The sequence below is a fragment of the Streptomyces typhae genome (genome assembly GCF_009755605.1).
GTDB lineage: Bacteria > Actinomycetota > Actinomycetes > Streptomycetales > Streptomycetaceae > Streptomyces > Streptomyces typhae.
Genome location: NZ_WPNZ01000003.1, coordinates 1 through 22,813 on the forward strand (window position 1 = coordinate 1; position 22,813 = coordinate 22,813).

16 protein-coding genes and 2 tRNA genes are annotated in these 22,813 nt (G+C 71.5%); 7 read left to right on the top strand and 11 right to left on the bottom strand.

Translation table 11 applies throughout. From position 1 onward, the window contains the following. The first annotated feature begins 366 nt into the window (after window positions 1-366). Window positions 367-1,716: an XrtP-associated glycosyltransferase gene (locus tag GPA10_RS06600; RefSeq protein WP_343040439.1), complete on the top strand. Its 1,350-nt coding sequence runs from the start codon at window positions 367-369 to the stop codon at window positions 1,714-1,716. A gap of 159 nt (window positions 1,717-1,875) precedes the next feature. On the opposite strand, the gene GPA10_RS06605 is transcribed toward GPA10_RS06600, so the two are convergent. Beyond that, window positions 1,876-4,500: a valine--tRNA ligase gene (locus GPA10_RS06605; protein WP_343040441.1), complete on the bottom strand. Its 2,625-nt coding sequence runs from the start codon at window positions 4,498-4,500 to the stop codon at window positions 1,876-1,878. Window positions 4,501-4,664: 164 nt separating this feature from the next. On the opposite strand from GPA10_RS06605, the gene GPA10_RS06610 reads away from it, so the two are divergent. From GPA10_RS06610 to GPA10_RS06620, 3 genes are all read left to right on the top strand, one after another. Beyond that, the gene (locus GPA10_RS06610; RefSeq protein WP_157164695.1) at window positions 4,665-5,684 is read left to right on the top strand and encodes a hypothetical protein; all 1,020 of its coding nucleotides are present in this window, start codon (window positions 4,665-4,667) and stop codon (window positions 5,682-5,684) included. Window positions 5,685-5,844: 160 nt separating this feature from the next. Continuing rightward, a complete protein-coding gene (locus tag GPA10_RS06615; RefSeq protein ID WP_157164696.1) occupies window positions 5,845-6,894 on the top strand; it encodes a hypothetical protein in 1,050 nt (349 codons plus the stop codon). 80 nt (window positions 6,895-6,974) lie between these two features. Further along, window positions 6,975-7,697, top strand: coding sequence for a hypothetical protein (locus GPA10_RS06620; RefSeq protein ID WP_157164697.1), 723 nt, complete (start codon window positions 6,975-6,977; stop codon window positions 7,695-7,697). Window positions 7,698-7,849: 152 nt separating this feature from the next. Here GPA10_RS06620 and clpX read toward each other — a convergent pair whose 3' ends face one another. The 5 genes from clpX to GPA10_RS06645 form a co-directional block, all read right to left on the bottom strand. Further along, window positions 7,850-9,136 (bottom strand): ATP-dependent Clp protease ATP-binding subunit ClpX, encoded by a 1,287-nt coding sequence (gene clpX / locus GPA10_RS06625; RefSeq protein ID WP_058850985.1) that lies wholly within the window; start codon window positions 9,134-9,136, stop codon window positions 7,850-7,852. Window positions 9,137-9,341: 205 nt separating this feature from the next. Next, window positions 9,342-10,013, bottom strand: a complete 672-nt coding sequence (locus tag GPA10_RS06630; protein WP_058850986.1) for an ATP-dependent Clp protease proteolytic subunit — start codon at window positions 10,011-10,013, stop codon at window positions 9,342-9,344. Between the two features lie 121 nt (window positions 10,014-10,134). Next, window positions 10,135-10,740, bottom strand: coding sequence for an ATP-dependent Clp protease proteolytic subunit (locus GPA10_RS06635; protein WP_058851065.1), 606 nt, complete (start codon window positions 10,738-10,740; stop codon window positions 10,135-10,137). A 761-nt stretch (window positions 10,741-11,501) separates the two neighbouring features. Continuing rightward, window positions 11,502-12,914, bottom strand: coding sequence for a trigger factor (tig, locus tag GPA10_RS06640; RefSeq protein ID WP_343040443.1), 1,413 nt, complete (start codon window positions 12,912-12,914; stop codon window positions 11,502-11,504). A 249-nt stretch (window positions 12,915-13,163) separates the two neighbouring features. Next, window positions 13,164-13,240, bottom strand: a tRNA-Pro gene (locus tag GPA10_RS06645). A gap of 200 nt (window positions 13,241-13,440) precedes the next feature. Here GPA10_RS06645 and GPA10_RS06650 point away from each other — a divergent pair. Beyond that, window positions 13,441-13,514, top strand: a tRNA-Gly gene (locus GPA10_RS06650). Window positions 13,515-13,779: 265 nt separating this feature from the next. Here GPA10_RS06650 and GPA10_RS41630 read toward each other — a convergent pair. After that, window positions 13,780-13,974 carry a hypothetical protein gene (locus tag GPA10_RS41630; protein ID WP_030564085.1) on the bottom strand — a complete coding sequence of 65 codons (195 nt, stop codon included), beginning with the start codon at window positions 13,972-13,974 and terminating at the stop codon, window positions 13,780-13,782. A gap of 763 nt (window positions 13,975-14,737) precedes the next feature. Here GPA10_RS41630 and GPA10_RS06655 point away from each other — a divergent pair. Further along, complete coding sequence (locus GPA10_RS06655; protein ID WP_343040444.1) at window positions 14,738-15,991, top strand: acyltransferase family protein; 1,254 nt, start codon at window positions 14,738-14,740, stop codon at window positions 15,989-15,991. A 19-nt stretch (window positions 15,992-16,010) separates the two neighbouring features. Here GPA10_RS06655 and GPA10_RS06660 read toward each other — a convergent pair whose 3' ends face one another. From GPA10_RS06660 to GPA10_RS06675, 4 genes are all read right to left on the bottom strand, one after another. After that, window positions 16,011-16,445 carry an HD domain-containing protein gene (locus tag GPA10_RS06660; RefSeq protein WP_157164912.1) on the bottom strand — a complete coding sequence of 145 codons (435 nt, stop codon included), beginning with the start codon at window positions 16,443-16,445 and terminating at the stop codon, window positions 16,011-16,013. 5 nt (window positions 16,446-16,450) lie between these two features. Further along, window positions 16,451-18,907, bottom strand: a complete 2,457-nt coding sequence (locus GPA10_RS06665; protein ID WP_343040445.1) for an ABC transporter permease — start codon at window positions 18,905-18,907, stop codon at window positions 16,451-16,453. Beyond that, the gene (locus GPA10_RS06670; protein WP_157164699.1) at window positions 18,904-19,716 is read right to left on the bottom strand and encodes an ABC transporter ATP-binding protein; all 813 of its coding nucleotides are present in this window, start codon (window positions 19,714-19,716) and stop codon (window positions 18,904-18,906) included. Before GPA10_RS06670 ends, GPA10_RS06665 begins: the two co-directional genes overlap by 4 nt. Window positions 19,717-20,197: 481 nt before the next feature. Next, window positions 20,198-21,382 (bottom strand): PP2C family protein-serine/threonine phosphatase, encoded by a 1,185-nt coding sequence (locus GPA10_RS06675; protein ID WP_058850992.1) that lies wholly within the window; start codon window positions 21,380-21,382, stop codon window positions 20,198-20,200. 164 nt (window positions 21,383-21,546) lie between these two features. Here GPA10_RS06675 and GPA10_RS06680 point away from each other — a divergent pair, with 164 nt between their 5' ends. Next, on the top strand, window positions 21,547-22,785 hold the full coding sequence (locus GPA10_RS06680) for a GNAT family N-acetyltransferase (protein WP_157164700.1): 1,239 nt from the start codon (window positions 21,547-21,549) through the stop codon (window positions 22,783-22,785). The last annotated feature ends 28 nt before the right edge of the window (window positions 22,786-22,813 follow it).

Genomic DNA, 22,813 nt, shown 5'->3' on the forward strand with positions numbered 1-22,813 from the left:
CCGGCCGCGCCTGAAGCCCCACGCTCGCCGCACGCGCTTGAAAGCCCCGCCCGCCGGACGGTCCCGCCATCCCCCACCGACCGGCCCCGCCCGGAAACCCCACTCGCCGCACGCACCAAAACCCCCGCCCACCGAACGAGCCCGACATCCCCCGCCCACCGGACGGGCCCGACATCCCCGCTCCCGTGCGGACCTGAAAACCCCTGCTCGCCAGGCGGGCCTGAGAGCCACCCGCTCACCGGACCGGACGGGCCTGACGTCCTTCCGCCCACCGGACGGGCCTCAGAACATCCCGCTCGCCACGCGGGACGAAGCGCCGTTCCGCCCAAGACCGCCCGCCCCACCACCCCGAGGACCGAGGACCCCGTGCTCACCCCCCACTATCTCCTCTACGCCCTGCCCTTCTTCCTGCTCGCCTGCTTCCTGCTGTACTGGGCCGGCGCCCGCCACGCGTACACGCGCCGCAAGCCCGTCCCGGACGGGGACCCCGCCGCCTTCGACTGGCACTTCTTCGTGCCGTGCCGGGACGAGGAGACCGTCATCGGGGCGACCGTCGCGCAGTTGCGCGCCGACTTTCCCGCCTCCCATGTGTGGGTCGTCGACGACGACAGCGACGACACCACCGCGGCGGTCGTGGCCGGGCTCGCCGACGGTGACGGCCAGGTGCACCTGGTGTCGCGTCGGCGCCCCGACGCCCGTATCGGCAAGGGCGCGGCGCTCAACTCGGCGTACGCGGCCCTGAACGACTTCCTGCCCGTGGCCGCGGACCGCTCCCGTACCGTCGTGTGCGTCGTCGACGCCGACGGGCGGCTCGCCCCGGACGCGCTCGCGCGGGTCAGCGGCGACGCCGGGTTCGGTGACCCGGAGACCGGCGGGGTGCAGGTCAGCGTGCGGATGCGCAATGTCGCGGACGCCCGGCCGCTGCCCGAGCGCGGGCGTGCCGCCAACGCCGTGGCGCGGCTGCTCGTCCGGATGCAGGACATGGAGTTCGCGGTGTCCAACGCGGGCATGCAGCTGCTGCGCGGCCGCACCGGTTCGGTCGGCCTCGGTGGCAACGGCCAGTTCACGCGGCTCACCTCGCTCGACCGGATCGCGGCGGCGGAGCGCCGCCCCTGGCAGCGCGACGCGCTCCTGGAGGACTACGAACTCGGCCTGCACATGATCCTCGGCGGCTACCGGATCGCCCACATCGCCGACACCCACGTCTCGCAGGAGGCACTGCCGCGCGCCCGCCGCTTCCTCACCCAGCGCACCCGCTGGGCGCAGGGCAACCTGCAGTGCGTGCGCTACGCGCCCCGCATCGTCGGCTCCCGGCACTACTCGGGCCGGGGCGTCCTGGAGACCCTGTACACCTTCATGCAGCCCCTCGCGCACGTGGCGACGCTCGTCCTGAGCGTGATCCTGCTCGCCGCCGTCGTCGCGGGCGGTTCCATGCGGGACGCGTTCCTCGGGAACTGGCCGCTGATCCTGCTGCTGTGCGCCCTGTCGGTGCTGCCGTTCGTGGCCTGGGGGCCGCTCTACCGCCGGGACTTCGCACCCGACCGCTCCCGCCTCACCGGTCTGCTCTGGGGGCTCGCGCTGTGGCTGTACGCGTACCACGTGTTCGTCGTGGCGGCCCGCGGGTTCCTGCGCCTGCTGCGGGGCCGCAACGGGTGGGCCAAGACGCGGCGCAACGCGGAGGCCGTGGGGACGGGGCCGGTGGCGACGGAGGCCTGACCTACGAGGGCCGACGGGAGCGGACGAGGGCCGACGGGGGCGGATACGGCGAAGGCGCCCGGAACTCGGTATCCGATGTTCCGGGCGCCTTCGAAGCGCTACCCAGCTGCCCAGCTGCCCAGCTGGCAAGTCTCCCAGTCGCCGAGCCGCCCGCCGGCGTTACGCGGCCGGGAGGCCGTCCAGCTGCGCCTGGAGGCGGGCGATGTCCTCCTCGGCCTTGGCGAGCCTGCCGCGGATCTTGTCCACGACCTGGTCGGGCGCCTTCGCCAGGAACGCCTCGTTGCCGAGCTTGCCGGTGGCCTGGGCCTTCTCCTTCTCGGCGGCGGCGAGGTCCTTGGCGAGCCGCTTGCGCTCCGCCGCCACGTCGATCGTGCCCGACAGGTCGAGCGCGACCGTGGCGCCGGAGACCGGCAGCGTCGCCGTGGCCGCGAAGCCCTCGCCCTCCGGCTGGAGGCGCAGGAGCTGGCGGACCGCGGCCTCGTGCGGGGCGAACGGCGTGCCGTCCAGGGTGAGGCGGGCCGGGACCTTCTGGCCCGGCTGGAGGCCCTGGTCGGCGCGGAACCGGCGGACCTCGGTGACCAGGTCCTGGAGGGAGCGGATCTCCTGCTCGGCGGCCGGGTCCCGGAAGCCGGAGTCGGCGGGCCACTGGGCGATCACGACGGACTCACCGCCGGTGAGGGTCGTCCACAGCGTCTCCGTCACGAACGGCACGACCGGGTGCAGGAGGCGCAGCGTGACGTCGAGGACCTCGCCGAGGACGCGCTTGCTGACCTCCGCGGCCGGGCCGCCCGCCATGAACGTGGTCTTGGACAGCTCCACGTACCAGTCGAAGACCTCGTCCCAGGCGAAGTGGAACAGGGCGTCGGAGAGCTTCGCGAACTGGTAGTCCTCGTAGTACGCGTCGACCTCGGCGACCACTGTGTTCAGGCGGGAGAGGATCCAGCGGTCGGTCGCCGACATGTCGGCGGCGTCCGGGAGCGGGCCCTCGACGGTGGCGCCGTTCATCAGGGCGAAGCGGGTGGCGTTCCAGATCTTGTTGGCGAAGTTCCGGGAGCCCTGCACCCAGTCCTCGCCGATCGGGACGTCCACGCCGGGGTTGGCGCCGCGGGCGAGGGTGAAGCGCAGCGCGTCGGAGCCGTACTTGTCCATCCAGTCCAGCGGGTTGACCGCGTTGCCGAAGGACTTCGACATCTTCTTGCCGAACTGGTCGCGGACCATGCCGTGCAGGGCGATGGTGTGGAACGGCGGGGTGCCGTCCATCGCGTACAGGCCGAACATCATCATCCGGGCGACCCAGAAGAAGAGGATGTCGTAGCCGGTGACGAGGACGGAGTTCGGGTAGAACTTCGCGAGGCTCTCGGTGTTCTCCGGCCAGCCGAGGGTGGAGAAGGGCCACAGGCCGGAGGAGAACCAGGTGTCGAGGACGTCGGTGTCCTGCGTCCAGCCCTCGCCGGTGGGCGCCTCGTCGTCGGGGCCGACGCAGACGACCTCGCCGTTCGGCCCGTACCAGACCGGGATGCGGTGGCCCCACCAGAGCTGGCGCGAGATGCACCAGTCGTGGAGGTTGTCGACCCAGTCGAAGTAGCGCTTCTCCATCTCCTGCGGGTGGATCTTGACCTGGCCGTCGCGGACCGCGTCACCGGCGGCCTTGGCGAGCGGGCCGACCTTGACCCACCACTGCATGGACAGGCGCGGCTCGATCGTCGTCTTGCAGCGCGAGCAGTGCCCCACGGAGTGGGTGTACGGGCGCTTCTCGGCGACGACGCGGCCCTCGGCGCGCAGCGCGCCGACGATGGCGGACCGGGCCTCCAGGCGGTCCAGGCCCTGGAAGGGGCCGGGGACCGTGATCACGGCGTGCTCGTCCATGACCGCGAGGTTCGGCAGGTCGTGGCGGCGGCCGATCTCGAAGTCGTTCGGGTCGTGGGCGGGCGTCACCTTGACGGCGCCGGTGCCGAACTCGGGGTCGACGTGCGTGTCGGCGACGACCGGGATGGCGCGGTCGGTGAGCGGCAGCTTGATGGTCCTGCCGATCAGGTGCTTGTAACGCTCGTCGTCGGGGTGCACGGCGACGGCCGTGTCGCCGAGCATGGTCTCGGCGCGGGTGGTCGCGACGACGAGGGTCTCGTCGCCGTCCCCGTACGTGATCGAGACCAGCTCGCCGTCGTCGTCCTGGTACTCGACCTCGATGTCCGAGATCGCCGTGAGACAGCGCGGGCACCAGTTGATGATGCGCTCGGCGCGGTAGATCAGCTCGTCGTCGTAGAGCCGCTTGAAGATCGTCTGGACGGCCTTGGACAGGCCCTCGTCCATGGTGAACCGCTCGCGCGACCACGCGACGCCGTCGCCGAGGCGGCGCATCTGGCCGGAGATCTGGCCGCCGGACTCGCCCTTCCACTGCCACACGCGCTCGACGAAGGCCTCCCGGCCGAGGTCGTGCCGGGACTTGCCCTCCTTGCCGAGCTCGCGCTCGACCACGTTCTGGGTGGCGATACCGGCGTGGTCCATGCCCGGCTGCCACAGGACCTCGTACCCCTGCATGCGCTTGCGGCGGGTCAGGGCGTCGATGAGGGTGTGCTCGAAGGCGTGGCCCAGGTGCAGGCTGCCGGTGACGTTCGGCGGCGGGATGACGACGGTGAAGGGCTCCTTGTCGCTCTTCGCGTCCGCGTCGAAGTAACCGCGCTCTACCCAGCGCTCGTACAGCACCCCTTCCACCTCGGCCGGCGCGTACTGCGTCGGGAGCTCGGGGGTGGTCGCTGGCGGCTGCTGCTGAGCGTTCTCGGTCACGGGGTCAGTTTAGAGGTGTCACAGAGTGGTCCCGAAACCCGAATCTTCAGTAACGGTTGCCGTCCCGGTCCCCACCCCACGCTCCAGGTCGGTCAGGATGTCGGGACCACATAAGCGCGCGGGAGTATGAGGGCGCGCTCAGGCGTTCGAGGGGATCCCCAGTAATGAGCTACAACCAGCCGGGCCCGTACGGCGGGCAGCAGCCGCAGCAGCCCGGACCGTACGGCGGTGGCCAGCCGCAGCAGCCTGGCCCCTACGGCCAGCAGCCGCCGCAGGCCCCGCAGCCCGGCTACGGCTACCCGCAGCAGCCGCCCCAGCAGCCGGGATACGGGCACCCCCAGCAACCCCCGGGCGGCGTCCCGCCGCAGCAGCCCTACGGCCAGCCCGGCTACAGCCAGCCGCAGCAGCCCGGCCCCTACGGGCAGCCGCCGCAAGGCCCCTACGGCCAGGTACCGCCGCCCCCTCCGGGCGGAGGCGGCGGGAAGAAGACGGGCCTGGTCATCGGGGCGGTCGCGGTGGTCGCGGCGATCGGGGTGGGGGCGTACTTCGTGCTGGGGAGCAGTGACAGCGGCGGCTCCGGCAAGGTCAAGGACGACGGCGCGCACAAGCTGACCACCCCCGAGACGGTCCTCACCGACTACAAGAAGAAGCCGGGCAGCGCCAGCGGCGGCGACATGTCCTCGGAGCAGACGAAGAACGCCGCGAAGTTCGGGGTGAAGGACCCCAAGGAGATCGCCGCGCAGTACAGCTCCGGCAGCCAGGACAACCCGCTCGCGCAGAAGATCCTCCAGTTCAACGGTGTCTACGGGGAGATCGAGGACCCTGCGGCGGTCGTCGACAAGATGTTCGCGGAGGCCAGGAAGAAGTCCGAGAAGAGCGACGCGAGCGGCACCGGGCGCAAGGTGACCGTCGTCGGCGAGCCGAAGTCGTACAACCCGTCGGCTCTGGACGGCGCGGTGATGAAGTGCCAGGAGATGAAGTACGCCATGGGCTCGTCGTCGTCCTCCACCAGCCAGGGGCCCAAGGAGATGTCGATGGCCACCTGCATATGGGGCGACAAGAGCACCATCGGCGTGGTCGTCACCACGACCGTGGCGGACGCGCTCGCCAACAAGGCCGCCGATTTGGCGGACGGCGCGGAGAAGGCCGCCGGCTTCCGCAAGGAGGCCCGCGTCAAGCTCTGATGTCAGCAGCCGCCCGCTGACGTCTGCGGATGTCTGCTGACGTCTGCTGACATACCGACGCGGGTCGCGTACGCGCAGCGGGCCCCGGCCGCCACGGCCGGGGCCCGCTTCCGTCACGATGGGGTGGCGCAGCACCGTATCCCGAAGGGGGAACCGAGGAATGAGCCACAACCAGCCGGGCCCGTACGGCGGGCAGCAGCCGCAGCAGCCAGGCCCCTACGGCGGCGGGCAGCAGCCCCCGCAGCCGGGCCCCTACGGGCAGCCCCAGCAGCCCGCGCAGCCCGGCTACGGCTACCCGCAGCAGCCGCCCCAGCAGCCGGGATACGGGCACCCCCAGCAACCCCCGGGCGGCGTCCCGCCGCAGCAGCCCTACGGCCAGCCCGGCTACGGGCAGCCGCAGCAGCCCGGCCCCTACGGGCAGCAGGCCCCTTACGGCCAGCAGACCCCGTACGGGCAGCAGCCCCAGGCCCCCTACGGCCAGGTCCCGCCGCCCCCGCCGGGCGGAGGCGGCGGCAAGAAGACGGGCCTGATCATCGGCGCGGTCGCGGTCGTCGCCGCCATCGCCGTGGGCGCCTACTTCGTCCTCGGCGGCAGCGACAGCGGCTCCGGCAAGGTCGAGGACGACGGCCCGCACAAGCTGACCACCCCCGAGACCGTCCTCTCCGAGTACAAGAAGGAGTCCGGCAGCGGTGGCGGGGGCATGTCCTCCAGCGACATCAAGGAGGCCAGGAAGTTCGGGGTGAAGAACCCCAAGGACGTCAGCGCCCAGTACCAGGCGGGCGACGAGGAGAACCCGCTCAGCCTGAAGCTGATCGAGTTCGGCGGCGTGTACGGGGAGATCGCCGATCCGGAGAAGACCCTCGACGCCATGTTCGCCAACATGAAGAAGGAGTCCGAGGAGGACAAGGAGGGCGCGTCCGGCGACCGCGAGATCGAGATGACCGGCGACCCCAAGTCCTACAACCCCGACTCCCTCGACGGCGCGATCCTCAAGTGCCAGGAGGCGAAGGCGTCCAACTTCGACTCGGGCGGCGGCGCGGGGGCGCCCAAGGAGATGAAGGTCGTGTTCTGCCTGTGGGCGGACCACAGCACGCTCGGTTTCGCCACGCCCATGGAGGTCGCCGGGATGGCGGCGGGCAAGGCCGCCGACCCCGAGGCTGCCGCGGAGACCACCGCCAAGCTGCGCAAGGAGATCCGCGTCAAGATCTGACCCGTGGGGGTCGGTCGTACGAACAGCGCGAGGGCCCGGCTCCGGCCGGGCCCTCGGCATGCGTCAGGGAGTAACGAGCAGTGAGCGGACGAGAAGTGAGCGGCGCGAGGGGCGCGGGCGTGGCCGTGGAGGCGGTGGTGCTCGCACTCCTCGGGGCGGTCTGCGTCGGGTGCGGCGGTAGCGACGCGTCCGGCGGCAGTGAGGGCGCGGGCGGCGGCAAGGCCGGGGCGGTCGTGGACGACGGGCCGCACAAGCTGGTGGCGCCGAAGACCGTGCTCGGCGGGTACCGGACGGTCGACGGCATCACCTCGGCCGGTCTTGAAGGCCACGCGCGGCTCGGGGTGCGCGACGCCGAGAACGTCCAGGCCGTGTACGGGTCCGGCGCCAAGGGCAATCCGATGGGCGGTGGGATGATCCAGTTCACCGGTGTGTACGGGAAGATCGCCGATCCGGAGAAGACCGTCGACGCGATGTTCTCCGACCTTGAGGACAAGGCGGAGAAGAAGGGCAGGGGCGGCGAGCGGAACGAGATGCTCGGCACGCCGCAGGACTTCGACGCGGACGGCGCGGTCCTCAAGTGCCAGGCGACGAAGGTGTCCCAGGGCTCCGCCGCCGGTACGGGTTCCGGCCCCGAGGAGGCCCGTACGGCCCGCATGGCCCTGTGCGCCTGGGCGGACCGCAGCACCGCCGCGGTGGTACTGCCGATGGACGTCCGCGCCATCAAGGCGGGCAGGGCGACACCCCTCCGCGAGGCGGCGGAGACGACGAGGAAGCTGCGCGCGGAGGTCCGCGTCGAACGCTGACTGGGCCCACTCCGACGGCGGCGTCGCCGGCAACGGCAACGGCAACGGCAACGCCGAGGGGCGCCGAGCGAGTTCGTCTCGCTGGGCGCCCCTCGGCGTTGCTTGTTACTTGTTGCTTGTTGCTTGTTGCTTGTTGCTTGCCGTCGTGTCGGCTACGCCGACTTCTGCTCGCCGGGGCCGGAACCCCGCGCGTCGCGCGGCACCAGCGTCGGGTTCACGTTCGAGTGGACGACGTCCGCCGTGATGACGACACGGGCGACGTCCTTGCGGGACGGGACCTCGTACATCACCGACTGGAGGACCTCCTCCATGATGGCGCGCAGGCCGCGGGCGCCGGTCTGGCGGAGGATGGCCTGGTCGGCGATGGCCTCCAGGGCCTCGCGCTCGAAGTCCAGCTCCACGCCGTCGAGTTCGAACAGGCGCTGGTACTGCTTGACGAGGGCGTTGCGCGGCTCGACCAGGATCTGGAGGAGCGCCTCGCGGTCCAGGTTGTGCACGGACGTGATGACCGGGAGGCGGCCGATGAACTCGGGGATCATCCCGAACTTCACCAGGTCCTCCGGCATGATGTCCTCGAACTGGTCCTTCTCCTCCAGCTCCCGCTTGGAGCGGATGGTGGCGCCGAAGCCGATGCCCTTGGCTCCCGCCCGCGCCTCGATGATCTTCTCCAGGCCCGCGAAGGCGCCGCCCACGATGAACAGCACGTTCGTCGTGTCGATCTGGATGAACTCCTGGTGCGGGTGCTTGCGGCCGCCCTGCGGCGGTACGGAGGCCGTCGTGCCCTCCAGGATCTTGAGCAGGGCCTGCTGGACGCCTTCGCCGGAGACGTCACGCGTGATCGACGGGTTCTCGCTCTTCCGGGCGACCTTGTCGATCTCGTCGATGTAGATGATGCCCGTCTCGGCCTTCTTGACGTCGTAGTCGGCGGCCTGGATGAGCTTCAGGAGGATGTTTTCCACGTCCTCGCCGACATAACCCGCCTCCGTGAGCGCCGTCGCGTCGGCGATGGCGAAAGGGACGTTCAGCATGCGGGCGAGCGTCTGGGCGAGCAGCGTCTTGCCGGAGCCGGTGGGGCCGAGCAGCAGGATGTTGGACTTCGCCAGCTCGATGGCGTCCTCGCGGCCCTGCGCGCCGCCGTTCTCCCCGGCCTGGACGCGCTTGTAGTGGTTGTAGACGGCTACGGACAGCGCCTTCTTGGCGGGTTCCTGGCCGACCACGTACCCCTCGAGGAACTCGTAGATCTCGCGGGGCTTGGGCAGTTCCTCCCAGCGGACCTCGCTCGTCTCGGCGAGCTCCTCCTCGATGATCTCGTTGCAGAGATCGATGCACTCATCGCAGATGTACACGCCGGGGCCTGCGATGAGCTTCTTGACCTGCTTCTGACTCTTTCCGCAGAACGAGCACTTGAGCAGATCGCCGCCGTCACCGATGCGTGCCACGGTGTGCTTCCCCTTCGCCTGGGAGACGCCGTTGGTCCAGCGGCTCCTGGTGCCTTGTATCCGACGGTACCTTGCCTGGCCCCTCGTTCGGGCCCCCCTTGGCGTGGTTCGCTTCGACGCGGGTCGTGCCGAGGGGTGGGCGGACGGTGCCCCGACGCCCCGGACGAGGCCGGCAGGTGGTCTCGCCCGGGGCTCGGCCGAGCTCTCAGAGAACCGAGGAGTTGTTCATCTTGCGGGTGGAGATGATCTGGTCGATCAGGCCGTACTCCAGCGCGTCCTCGGCGGTGAGGATCTTGTCGCGCTCAATGTCGTCGCGGATCTTCTCGATGGGCGTCGTGGAGTGCTTGGCCAGCATCTCCTCCAGCTGCGTACGCATGCGGAGGATCTCGTTGGCCGCGATCTCCAGGTCGGAGAGCTGCTCACGGCCCGTACCGCCGGACGGCTGGTGGATCAGGACGCGGGCGTTCGGCAGGGCCATGCGCTTGCCCGGCGTACCGGCGGCGAGGAGCACGGCGGCCGCGGAGGACGCCTGGCCCATGCAGACCGTCTGGATGTCGGGCTTCACGAACTGCATCGTGTCGTAGATCGCGGTGAGCGCCGTGAAGGAGCCGCCGGGGCTGTTGATGTAGACCGAGATGTCCCGGTCGGGGTCCATCGACTCCAGGCACAGGAGCTGCGCCATGACGTCGTTGGCGGAGGCGTCGTCGATCTGGACGCCGAGGAAGATCACGCGCTCCTCGAAGAGCTTCGCGTACGGGTCGTACTCGCGCACGCCCTGCGAGGTGCGCTCGACGAAGCGCGGGATCACATAGCGGTTGTCCACCTGGGGGCCGGTGTGCAGGCCCGAGGGCTGGCCGCTGGCGGGGAAGGTGTTCATCTGAGGTGTTCCGTCCTGGGTGTGAGCGTGGGCTGGGTCGGCTGGGGCCTCGCCGGTGTCCCCTCCGGGCGCGGCGACCGCGACGGGTCCGCCTGCGCCGGGGGGCCGGCCGGATGCCTGGTCAGGCCCCCGTGCCGCCGCCGCCCGGAACACCCGAAGCGGCGCTGATGATCTCGTCGATGAGGCCGTACTCCTTGGCCTCCTCGGTGGTGAACCAGCGGTCGCGGTCACCGTCGCGGATGATCGCCTCGACCGTCTGGCCGGAGTGGCGGGCGGTGATCTCGGCCATGCGCTGCTTGGTGCGCAGCAGGTACTCCGCCTGGATCTTGACGTCCGACGCGGTGCCGCCGATGCCGGCGGAGCCCTGGTGCATCAGGATGTCCGTGTGCGGCAGGGCGAAGCGCTTGCCCGCGGTGCCGCCGGTCAGCAGGAACTGGCCCATGGAGGCGGCCATGCCCATGCCGATGGTGACGACGTCGTTCGGGATGTACTGCATGGTGTCGTAGATCGCCATGCCGGCGGTCACCGAGCCGCCGGGGCTGTTGATGTAGAGGTAGATGTCCTTCGAGGGGTCGGCCGCGAGGAGGAGCATCTGCGCCGTGATCTTGTTCGCGATGTCGTCGTCGACCTGCTGCCCGAGGAAGACGATGCGCTCGCCGAGCAGCCGGTTGTACACATGGTCGCCGAGGCCACCACCGATGGACGGCTCACCGGCTGCGTTGGGCATCAGATTCGTCACGTATCCACCTGCTCGTCTCTGACGGCACCGGCCGTCTCAGCATCTTCGTTCCGAGGGCAACGAGTCCACTGCCCTCGTATTCATGGACCCTAACGCCCAGGTGGGACAACGCCATCCCGGTTCCCGAACTGTTCGCTGGCAGCGCAAGGTCTGGCGGGGGCGCCTCGGGCGGGGCGGCAACCGTCCCGCCGCCGCGCGGCGGGCTTCCCACCCGCCCACCCGTGACCGCCGTACCCGGGCTCGGGAAACAGCCGTCCTCGGGGTGGGGCGGATTGCGTCCGGGGGCCGGGGGGTGGGGTGCCCGGGGCGCGGGGCCGCGCGGGTCGCCCCGGCAGAGGGCGGTAAGGCTGGGACTGCCAGTACGGGTGGGTGGGAAGCCCGCCGCGCAGCGGCGGACGGCGGAGGCAGCCGACGCGAGGAAAGGTGCCGGGCGGCTGGAACGACCGACCGCTCGGCTCGCCCCCAGCAGGGGCGGTAAGGCTGAGACCACCCGCACGGGTGGGTGGGTGGGAAGCCCGCCGCGCAGCGGCGGACGGCGGAGGCAGCCGACCCGAGGAAAGGTGCCGGGCGTGCGGGGACCACCCGGCCGCCCCGCACGGCCCGGCAGGGCGGCCGGGTACGCGGAAGGCCCCCGTCGGGCGCAGGGCGCGGCAGGGGCCTTCGTGGCGTACGTGGGCCGCTGGACGCGGCCGGATACCAGCGGGTGGTACCGGCGGCGGTGTGGCCGCCGGCACCGGGTGGTCCGAGGGTCAGGCCTTGGGCTTGTCCTCGGAGGCGTCGGCCTCGGAGGCGTCGGCAGCGGCCTCGGCGGGGGCGTCCTCCGTGGAGGCACCCTCGGCGGCGTCCTCGTCCTCGTCCTCGAGGTCGACGACCTCGCCGTTGGTGTCCTTGACCGTCGCGGCCTCGACCACGACGGCAAGCGCCTTGCCGCGGGCGACCTCGCCGACGAGCATCGGCACCTGGCCACCCTCGACGACAGCCTGGGCGAACTGGTCGGGGCTCATGCCGGAGGACTGCGCGCGACGCATGAGGTGCTCGGTGAGCTCCTCCTGGTTCACGTTCAGCTTCTCCTTGTTGACGAGCTCGTCGAGGACGAACTGCGTCTTGATGCCCTTGACCGCCTGCTCACGGGTCTCGGCGTCGAACTCCTCCTCGGTCTTGCCCTGGATCTCCAGGTACTTCGCGAGGTCGAGGCCCATCTGGCCGAGCTGGTGGTGCTCCAGGTTGTGCTTGCGGGTGCGGATCTCGTCCTCGAGCAGCTTCTCGGGGACGGGGACCTCGACCAGCTCCAGGAGCTTCTCCAGGACGCGCTCCTGGGCCTGCGTGGCCTGGTCGAACTGACGGGCGGTCTCCAGACGCTTGCGGCTGTCGGCCTTCAGCTCGTCCAGGGTGTCGAACTCCGACGCGAGCTGCGCGAAGTCGTCGTCGAGCTCGGGCAGTTCACGCTTGGCGACCTGGGTGACCTTGACGGTGACCTCGGACTCCTTGCCGGCGGCCGAGCCGCCCTTGAGCTCGGAGGTGAAGGTGGCCTCAGCCCCGGCCTCCAGGCCCTTCACGGCGTCGTCGATGCCTTCGAGCAGCTCGCCGGAGCCGATGGTGTAGGAGACGCCGGACGCGACGCCGTCCTCCAGGACCTCGCCCTCGACCTTGGCCTCCAGGTCGATCGTCACGACGTCGCCGTCCTCGGCGGCACGCTCGACCGGGGAGGTGGACGCGAAGCGCTCGCGCAGCTCCTCGACGGCCTTGGCGATGTCCTCGTCGGAGATCTCGACGGCGTCGACCTCGACCTCGATGCCGGAGTAGTCCGGGATCTCGATGGCCGGACGGACGTCGACCTCGGCGGTGAAGTTGAGGGTCTCGTTGTCCTTCAGCTCGGTGATGTCCACCTCGGGCTGGCCCAGGACGTTGAGCTCGGCCTCGTTGACCGCCTCGGTGTAGAACTTCGGGAGGGCGTCGTTGACGGCCTCCTCGAGCACGGCACCGCGGCCGAACCGCTGGTCGATGACGCGGGCCGGGATCTTGCCCTTGCGGAAGCCCTTCACCGTGACCTGCTGGTTGATCTTCTTGTACGCCGCGTCGAGGCTGTCCTTGAGCTCCTCGAAGGGCACCTCGACAGTGAGCCGAACCCGGGTCGGGTTCAGGGTCTCCACGGCGCTCTTCACGGTTCGGTCTCCTTGGGGGCTGACTTCTTGGTTTCTGCCCGGTTGAGAGACACACGGGCACACAGCTTGCATAGTAACGGCACGCGGGAGCCGACCCACAATGCGATCTTGGAAGAGGGACCGCGGGGGCCGTACGGGCGCCCCTCGCCGCGGGAGAGCCGCCGGGGAGCTGTCGGGAAGCTGCCGGAATACTGCCGGAGAGAAGCCGGGAACCCGCCGGGAACAGGCCACGCGGGCGGGGGACCGTACTGGTCGGGGTGGCGGGATTTGAACCCACGGCCTTCCGCTCCCAAAGCGGACGCGCTACCAAGCTGCGCCACACCCCGTCGGTGCGACACGTAGGGTACATGCCCGCAGGCAGTGCGGCTCCCGGTTTGTGGGGGCGCACGGAGGTGGTGTGCGAGGGGCCGTACCGACCCGCTACGATGCTTGCCGTGCAGCGGTCACCGGCATCCCGCCGGGGTCCGTGACGATCAGTGGCGACCGACCATGGCTGGCAGTCGTGATCGTCACCTGTGCGAAGCATGCGGGCGTAGCTCAATGGTAGAGCCCTAGTCTTCCAAACTAGCTACGCGGGTTCGATTCCCGTCGCCCGCTCCAAGGCCTCCGGCCCGGTCCCCGACACGTTCGGCGGCCGGGCCGGAGGCGTTTCCGCCCGGCGGCGGCGGGCACCCGCTGGTCAGCCCGTCACCGCGCCCGCCGATCAGCAGGGCGCGCGTGCCCCGTCGCACCCGTCACCGGGGTCGCCTGCCCGGCGCCCGGCCACGGACCCCGGAGAGGGGCCGGCCGGACGCTCATGGGCACGCACGGCATGCGTACAGGCACGCGCGCGGGCCCGTGGGCACACGTGTGCCCACGGGCGCCGTCAGAACTGTATGTCTCCGATGGTGTTCGCGAGCGAGTCCAGGAGTTCCTGGATGTCGTCGGCCATTCCCGTCGAGGCGAGGACGAACCCGAAGAGGGCCGCGACGATGGCGGGCCACACCTTGATGTTCCCCTGACGAATCATCATGACAAGGACGATCGCCAACAGCAGTACCACTGACAGCGAAATGGCCACACTGATCACACCCTAGGTCGGTCGCTTGCCCACCCGGGGGGTACGACCCGCACTCCCCCGCCAGAACCATCGTGCCACCAACAGGACCCCGTCATGCGGCCGGTGACACATCGTCGGCCAAGGCTTGACCAGTGCCGCCCCTGTCCCGAGCGGTACTTGAGGCACCGCGGCGCACCGGTCACAGGGGAACCGGGGTTATCCGTACGGGAATTCGACGGCCCACCCACGGCCGAATTCGACGTGATCGTTTCCATGGCCGGACAACGCCCCGCCATCACAAGGACACCGTCCCGTCACCCGTACACGGGGACGTTCGCACAAGTTCCTCACAGGAATTCGCATTGTCATCGGGAGCACACCGAGCGGAGCGTCATATTCCGCCACGACCCATTCAACACGGACATTCCCCCCGAGTCCCCCGCGGGCGTTATGCACGATTTAAGCGGTGCGAGTTATGACGTACCGGACAGTTAGCTGTCCCGAAACAGGGGTAACCGATAGTCGCATTCAAGCCGGTAGCCCGGCCGGAGAAGGACCGGAGAACGTCGGCGAGCGGGAGAAATCAGTGCGCGACGAGTGGCGGAATCCGCCGAACTCCAGCGAACTCAGACGCCCACCGGGCAATGCACGGGAGGAATGAGTTGAGAGTTTTACGGGAACACCACGGCGACGCTAGGGTGCCTCAGATGTTCCACGCTGCCACGACCCCCGCAGGCGCAGTGCGGTCCCGGATCGTCTCACCGAGCTCGTGGTGGGAGGGCCTGTGACGAACTCCGTGCAACCGCATGGCAGGCATCGGGCGCCGCTGCCTCCCGTACAGCCCCCCGTACCGGAGCCGGCCGACGCGATGCCCGCCCCGCGCGCCCCCCACTCCGTCCCGAGACCCGCCCCGGGATCCGCCCCCGGATCCTCCTCGGCGTACGCGGCGGCCCCGGCTCCCACGGCCACCGGTGACTCCCGGGCCGCGGGCAGACCCGCCAAGCAGCGCGACTCGTTCTTCGACAACGCCAAGTACCTCGCGATCGTGCTCGTCGCGATGGGCCACGCGTGGGAGCCGCTGACGGACCACAGCCGCAGCGCCGAGGCGCTGTACATGACCGTCTACACCTTCCACATGCCGGCGTTCATCCTGATCTCCGGCTACTTCTCCCGCAGTTTCGACATGCGCCCCGACCGGCTCAAGCGCCTGGTGACGGGCGTCGCCGTGCCGTACGTGATCTTCGAGGTGGCGTACACCCTCTTCAAGCGGTGGGGCGACGACGATCCGACGCAGCCGATCAGCCTGCTCGACCCGTGGTACCTGACGTGGTTCCTGATCGCCCTGTTCGTGTGGCGGCTCACCACCCCGCTGTGGAAGATCGTGCGCCGGCCGGTGCCCCTGGCCCTCGCCATCGCGATGCTCGCCGTGATCTCGCCCGACATCGGCGACGACCTCGACCTGCAACGCGTCCTTCAGTTCTTGCCGTTCTTCGTCCTCGGCCTGTTCATGAAGCCCGAGCACTTCCAGCTCGTGCGGCGGCGCGAGGTGCGCATCCTGTCGGTGCCGGTGTTCGCGGCCGCGGTGCTGTGCGCCTACTGGGCCGCGCCGCGGATGACGTCGGTGTGGTTCTACCGCCGTGACAGCGCCCAGGAGCTGGGCGTCCCGTGGTGGGTCGGCATCGTCATGACCCTCGCCCTGTTCGGCTGCTCGGTACTGCTCACCGCGTGCTTCTTCGCCTGGGTGCCGCGGCGCAGGATGTGGTTCACCGTGCTCGGCGCAGGCACCCTGTACGGCTATCTGCTGCACGGCTTCCTGGCCAAGGGCTCCCGGTTCTGGGGCTGGTTCGACGCCAACCCGTGGCTGCACGAACCCGCGGGCGAGGTGTTCGTGACGGTCGTCGCGGCCGCCGTCGTCACCCTGCTCTGCACGCCGCCCGTCCAGCGCCTCTTCCGCTTCGCGATGGAGCCGAGGATGGAGTGGGCGTTCCGCAGGGACGCGGCCGCCCTCGCCCGCGAACGAAGTTCGTCCGGGCGCTAGCCGGGCGCGGCTCTCCCGTTCAGCCGAGTCCCAGCAGGGCGCGCATGCGCGCGTACTTCGCCGTGAGGCGGTCCCGGGTCGTCCCGTCCAGTACGGACAGGCGGCCCGGGTCCGCGTTGTGGGCCAGGTCGGCCTCCTTGACCAGGAGCGCGCCCGGTGTTTCGAGGATTCGGGCGGCGTACGCCTCCGGGGTCTCGCCGGGCCGCTTGGTGACCGCGAGCACGATCGCCCTGGTGGCCGGGGTCAGCGCCGCCCGTGCCAGCCAGTCCGCCGTGAGGGCGTCGTCCTCGACCGCGTCGTGCAGCCACGCCGCCGCGACCTGCTCGTCCGAACCGCCCCGCGCCCGCACCCCCGCGGCGACCGCCGCCAGATGCTCGGCGTAGGGCCGCCCCGCCTTGTCGGTCTGCCCGGCGTGCGCCCGCCGGGCCACCGCCTCCACCTCTGCCGGTGTCATCAGCGTCATGACCGGGACCTTAGCGCCGCCCGTGCCGGTACCGCCGTGGCCACCAGGCCGAGCACCACGGCCGACCCGGCGAACGCCCCGTACAGGAGCGGCGGGATGTACGGGCCCTGGCCCGTGAGGCCCTTCATCATCGGGACGAGGGTGGCCAGGGCGATCGCGGTGCCGATGACGACCCCGGCGCCCGTCACGAGCAGCGCCTCCCAGCGCACCATCCGCAGCACCTGGCGCCGGGTGGTGCCGATGAGCCGCAGGGTGCCCAGCTCGCGCCGCCGGTCGAGGACCGTCATCACGAGCGTGTTGGCGGCGGCGACCGCGGCGAAGCCGCCGAGTACGGCCGCCATGGTGGTGTTCGCCCAGGCGTTCAGCTCCCGGTCGTCGGACTGGGCCGTGGTGTAGTCGTCGCGGCCGAGGAGCGTGCCGTGGGACGTCAGCCGCTTCAGGGCCGCGGCGGAGGCGCCCTTCGTCCAGACCTCCGTGACGAACGCCGAGGTGACGTGCTCCTTCAACGTGTCGGCGGACAGCGTGACCTGGGCGAGTCCGAGGCCCCGCTCGTACGTGGCGACGACCGTGGGCCGGACCTTCGTGCCGTCGGGCAGCCGGATCTCGACGCGGTCGCCGGCCCCGACCTTCGCGGAGTGCGCGAGGTTCGCGTCCAGGGCGACCTTGCCCTTGCCGAGGGCGAGTTCACCGGTCTCGGTCTTGAGGTCCTGCACCTTCGCGAGGTCGGCGGCCGTGCCCGCGACGCCCTGGGTGCTCGCCGACTCCAGCCAGCGGTCGCCGCCCGAGCCGACGGGCAGCAGCACGGAGGTCTTCAGCACGCCGACCGCGGCCCCGCCCCCGGACGCCGCCCCGCGTACCGTCGGCGCGTCGAAGCCGGTCCGCGACGTCACGACGTGGTCCGCGGTGATGCCGTCCCGCTGCTGGTCGGCCGCCACCCTGTCCTCGCTGGTGTGCATGAAGACGAGGGTGGAGGCGAACGCCATGGCGAGCACGATCGGGGTGATCGCGGAAGCGAGGCGGCGGGAGTTGCTGCGGGAGTTGGCTGCGGCCAGCGACGCGGACGCGCCCGCCCCGCGCAGCGGCAGGCCGAACAGCGCCGCGCAGCCGCGCGCCACCAGGGGCCCGAGGAGCGCCACCGCCAGCATGAAGAGCATCACCACGCCGAGCGCCGCGTTCGCCGCGTCCTCACCGGTGGTGGTGGCGGCGACCCGCGCGAGGATCACACCGCCGACCGTCGCGGCGACCCCGAGGGGCGTACGGATCCAGCCGACCGGAAGCGGCTCCACTGACGCCTCGCTCAGCGCCTGGCCCGGCTTGATGCGGGAGGGGCGGCGCGCGGCCATGTACCCGGCGAGGAGGGCGGAGAGCACCGCCGTACCGGCCGCGACGAGCAGCGGGATCCAGGACACGGACAGGTCCACGGCCTCGGGGACCGCGCCCTTGTCCTTGAGCTGCCCGAACCACCAGCGGGCCAGGGCGGTGCCGGGCAGGCAGCCGAGCACGCCCGCGAGCGGCGCGACGAGCAGGGACTCGGTGGCGATGGTCCGGCGGATCTGCCGGGGCGTGGTGCCGATGGCCCGCAGGAGCGCGAACTCGCGGGCGCGCTGGCCCACGGAGAGGGCGACCGTACCGGCGGCCGTGAAGACGGCGACCGCCGTGGCGATGCCGCCGAAGGAGCCGCCGATGCCGGCGAGCATGTCCTTGGCCTCGGCGAGGCCCGGGTCCTCGACGGCTCCGCGCGCGTCGCCGGTGTGCACGTCGGCTCCGTCCCCGAGGGCCTTCGCCACCTGGGACTTGAGCTCGGGCGTGCCGACGCCGTCCTTGGGCAGCACGGCGATCGCGTCGACACGTCCCGGGTGCCCGGAGATCCGTACCGCCTCCGCGTCGCTGAACCACGCCGTCGGCACCGCTCCCCCGGCGATCCCGGACACCCGGAAGTCGCGGGGGCCCGCCGCCGTGGTCAGCGTGACGTGCTCGCCGACGCGGGCCCCGGCCGGGCCCGCGAGAACCACGTCCCCGGCGGCGGGTGCGCGGCCCGCGGAGAGCTTCTCGCCGGTGAACGCGGTGGAGCCCCAGCCGTGTGCCGTCAGCTCCTTACCGCCGTGCTTGACGGGGAACGTGACGTCGGCGACGGCGGTACGGGCGCCGGGTACCGCGGCGGCCTTCGCCACCAGGGACCCGTCGATCCTGGCCCGGTCGGGCACCGGTGTGCTCTCGTCCTCGCGGTCCTCGCCGCCGCCGGTGACGAAGTGGGCCTTCTGGTCATCGGCCGCCACCACGGGCGCGTTCGCGTAGCGCACCGGCGGCACCGAGGCGCGCAGGCCCGTCTCCAGGAGGATGCCGCACGCCGTCACGATCAGGGAGGCCATCGTGAGGGCGACGAACGTGCCCACGAACGCGGCGGGCTTGAAGCGGACGGCCGCGCGGGCCAGGCCGTTGGGTACGAGGCTCACGCCGCCGCCCCCACGTACGCGGGCGCGGTGAGCGCGGTCATGCGGTCCGCGATCCGGGCGGCCGGGGCGCGGTCCAGGTGGTCGACGATCAGGCCGTCGGCGAGGAACAGGGTGCGGTCGGCGTGGGCCGCGGCGGCCGGGTCGTGGGTGACCATCACGACCGTCGCGCCCATGCCGTCCACGGCCGCGCGCAGCAGGGTCAGGATCTCGGTGGCGGTGGTGGTGTCGAGGGCGCCGGTCGGCTCGTCCGCGAAGACCACGTCCGGCGAGGTCACCAGGGCGCGGGCGATCGCCACGCGCTGCTGCTGGCCGCCGGAGAGCTGCCCCGGGCGGCGCCTGCCCTTGTCGCCGAGGCCCACCCGGGCCAGGACGTCGGCGGCCCTGCGGCGGTCGGGGCGGTGGCCCGCGAGGCGCATCGGGAGCAGGACGTTCTGCTCGACGGTGAGTGACGGGAGCAGGTTGAAGGCCTGGAAGACGAAGCCGAGGCGGGTGCGGCGCAGGGCCGTCAGCTTGTTCTCGCTCATGCCGGTGATCTCGGTGCCGCCGAGGCGGACGGTGCCTGCCGTGGGGCGGTCCAGGCCCGCCGCGCACTGGAGGAACGTGGACTTGCCGGAGCCCGAGGGGCCCATCACGGCGGTGAAGCTGGAGCGGGGCAGGTTCAGGTCGATGCCGCGCAGGGCGTGCACGGCGCCGGAGCCGCGGCCGTACTGGCGGCGCACCCCGCCCAGCTCCACGGCCCAGTCGCCCGCCGTTCCCCGTACGGGGGCCGCGATCTCCTCGCCCCGCTGCTTCTTCCTGCGCAGCCCCATGGCGTGCACCCTCTCCGTCGTTTGCGTCGTTCTTACTTGGCCGATGCATTGAACGTACGGAGTGCGGGGTGGGCGGGGCCATGAGGCGGCCCGGCCAGTGGGGGGTGGGGTTTACCCCACCTCGGGGGTCGTGGCTGGCGGAGGCCCTCGCGGGGCGCCCCTGGCCCGCCCCTTCACCGAAACCATGGGGCTCCGCCCCCTGGACCCCCGGTCCTCAATCGCCGGACGGGCTATATCCAGCCCGTCCGGCGATTGAGGACGAGCGCGCAGCGCGATCCACGGTGGCCGACGCCCCCGGCCCCGTATCGGCGCTCCGCGCCTCGTCCTCAAACGCCGGACGGGCTGAGAACCCCCGCCGGAGCGGCACTTGAGGACGAGCGGGCGGGAAGAAGCCCGTCCGGCGATTGAGGACGAGCGCGTCAGCGCGACGGGCGGCAACCGCAGCCCCGGCGAAGGGGAGACCGCAAGGCCCAGGGGCCCGCTAGATGTCCCGGCAGATGAGCAGCAGCGCCCGGTCGTCGTTGACGTCCTTGGCGACCGCCTCGATGAGGTGCCACGCGGCGCCGTGGAAGCCGCCGGGGACATAGCGGTCGGCTTCGCCGGTGAGGCGGTCGATGCCTTCCGCGATGTCGCGGTCGGCGGACTCGACGATGCCGTCGGTGAAGAGCATCAGGACGTCGCCGGGGCGCAGCGAGCCCTTGACGGGGTCGAACTGGGCGCCGTCGTAGACGCCGAGGAGGGGCCCCTCGGCGGCCTTCTCCTCCCAGCGGCCGGTGCCCGCGTTGAGCTGGAGGGCGGGGAGGTGGCCCGCGGAGAGGAGTTCGTAGTCGCCGGTCTCCAGGTCGAGGACGAGGTGGATGGAGGTGGCGAAGCCCTCGTCCCAGTCCTGGCGCAGGAGGTAGCCGTTGGCAGCGGGCAGGAAGGCGTGCGGCGGCAGGGAGCCGAGCAGGCCGCCGAAGGCACCGGAGAGCAGCAGGGCGCGGGAACCGGCGTCCATGCCCTTGCCGGAGACGTCGGTGAGGACGACCTCCAGGGTGCGCCCGCTGTTCGTGCGGGCGGCCACGACGAAGTCGCCGGAGAAGGACTGGCCGCCGGCGGGCCGCAGCGCCATCTCGCGGTGCCAGCCGCGTGGCAGCTTCGGCAGCTTGCTCTGCACGCGGATGCGTTCGCGCAGGTCGAAGAGCATGGTGCCGCCGCCGCGCCAGGGCACGCCGACGCGGCTGCGGAACTGGGCGATGAGGAGCCCGAAGAAACCGCAGGCGGCGACGGTCAGGACGGTGCCGGGAGTGACCCGCGCGGGCCCTTCCGCGTAGGGCCCGAGCTTGGCGGACTCCACGATCAGGGCGGCGGCCGACGCGGCGTACAGGCCGAGCAGGCTGGAGGGCCGGAGCAGCAGGCCGCCCGCGACGATGGGCAGGACGAGGGTGGACGGCGAGAACCACACCGGGTTGACGATGGTGCAGGTGGTGATGACGGGGATGGTGAGGAGCAGCGCGGCGAGGGCCACCCAGTCGGAGCCGTCCCCGCGGAAGTAGTCGACACCGGATTTGCGCAGCCCTGTGCGAGCCCGGTGCACCCGCTTCTTCATCCGGGCCGGGAACGTCTCGGCTTCGGCACGCCGCGCACGCTGTTCGCGTCGCTCGCGCCCTTCTCGTCGTACCGCCATTGCTCGTGGACCCTATCCACCGGGCCAGGCGCTTCGCACGGGAGGTACCTCTTGTCCCCCTTCAGGGGCACCTCACCCGTATCTCCGCACCCAGCGTCCACACGCGCGTTCCGGTACGCGGAAAACCACTCGCCGCGTCCTGGGAGCCCTGGTAGGCATGGCATATGACAGCAGAATTGCGGCAGTTGGACCAGAGCGAATGGGAGCAGTGGTACGCAACGCTGGAGCGGGCCTTCGGCGGGGTCGCCGAGGCGCCGGAGGAGCGGCAGCTGTGGGACGACCTCACGGAGTGCGAGCGCTCGATCGGGGCCTGGGACGACGGTGTCTGCGTGGGCACGGCCGGTGCGTTCAGCTTCCGCGTGACCGTGCCGGGCGGCGCCCTCCTGGACACGGCGGGTGTCACGATGGTGGGCGTGGCGGCCACGCACCGGCGTCGCGGTCTGCTGCGGGCGATGATGCGGCGCCAGCTCGACGACGTGCGCGAGCGGGGCGAGGCGGTGGCGGTCCTGACCGCGTCGGAGCCCGCCATCTACGGCCGGTTCGGGTACGGCACGGCGTCGTACAGCCTCCGCCTGGAGATCGACACGACCCGGGTGCGGCTCGCCGTCCCGCCGGGCACGGACGAGGTCCGGCTGCGCTACGCGGTGCCCGCCGAGGCCGGCCCCGCCTGCGAGGCGGTGTACGCGCGGCGGGTCGCGGGCCGCCCCGGCATGCTGGCCCGGCGGCCCGGCTGGGAGCGCCTGATCACCCTGGACCCGCCGGGTGAGCGCAACGGCGCGTCGCCGCAGCAGTGCGTGCTCGCCGAGCGCGACGGCGAGGTCGTCGGGTACGCGCTGTTCGCGGTCAAGCCCGAGTGGGACGCGCGGGGCCCCAAGGGCACGGTCCGCGTGCAGGACGTCGAGGCCCTGGACCCGGCGGCGTACGCGGCGCTGTGGCGCTTCCTGTGCGACATCGACCTGACGACGACGGTCCTCGCGCTGAACCGTCCGGTGGACGACCCGGTGGTGCAGCTCGTCTCCGACGTACGCCGCTGCGACCTCCGCTCCCGGGACTCCCTGTACGTACGCCTGGTGGACGTCGGCGCCGCCCTCGAAGCGCGTACGTACCAGGCGCCGGTGGACGTGGTCCTCGACGTCGAGGACGCCTTCTGCCCGTGGAACGAGGGGCGCTGGCGCCTGGTGGGCGACCCCAAGGGAGCGTCCTGCAAGCGCGTGGACGCCGACGGCACACCGGCCGACCTCGCGCTGTCCGTACGGGAGTTGGGCTCGGCCTACCTCGGCGGGGTGCCGCTCGCGCAGCTCGCGGGCGCGGGCCGGGTGCGTGAGCTGCGCCAGGGCGCGCTCGCGGAGGCGTCACTGGCGTTCGGCTCGGCGTCGGCGCCCTGGCTGCCGCACGGCTTCTAGCGGAGCCCTGCCGCCGTACGGCTGCCGG

Excerpts from the sequence above, each read along its gene's own strand:
- GPA10_RS06610 (WP_157164695.1), top strand. The coding sequence starts at position 4,665 with ATGAGCTACAACCAGCCGGGCCCGTACGGCGGGCAGCAGCCGCAGCAG.
- GPA10_RS06615 (WP_157164696.1), top strand. The coding sequence starts at position 5,845 with ATGAGCCACAACCAGCCGGGCCCGTACGGCGGGCAGCAGCCGCAGCAG.
- GPA10_RS06630 (WP_058850986.1), bottom strand. The coding sequence starts at position 10,013 with ATGAACACCTTCCCCGCCAGCGGCCAGCCCTCGGGCCTGCACACCGGC.
- GPA10_RS06635 (WP_058851065.1), bottom strand. The coding sequence starts at position 10,740 with ATGCCCAACGCAGCCGGTGAGCCGTCCATCGGTGGTGGCCTCGGCGAC.
- GPA10_RS06660 (WP_157164912.1), bottom strand. The coding sequence starts at position 16,445 with ATGACACCGGCAGAGGTGGAGGCGGTGGCCCGGCGGGCGCACGCCGGG.
- GPA10_RS06670 (WP_157164699.1), bottom strand. The coding sequence starts at position 19,716 with ATGGGGCTGCGCAGGAAGAAGCAGCGGGGCGAGGAGATCGCGGCCCCC.
- GPA10_RS06675 (WP_058850992.1), bottom strand. The coding sequence starts at position 21,382 with ATGGCGGTACGACGAGAAGGGCGCGAGCGACGCGAACAGCGTGCGCGG.
- GPA10_RS06680 (WP_157164700.1), top strand. The coding sequence starts at position 21,547 with ATGACAGCAGAATTGCGGCAGTTGGACCAGAGCGAATGGGAGCAGTGG.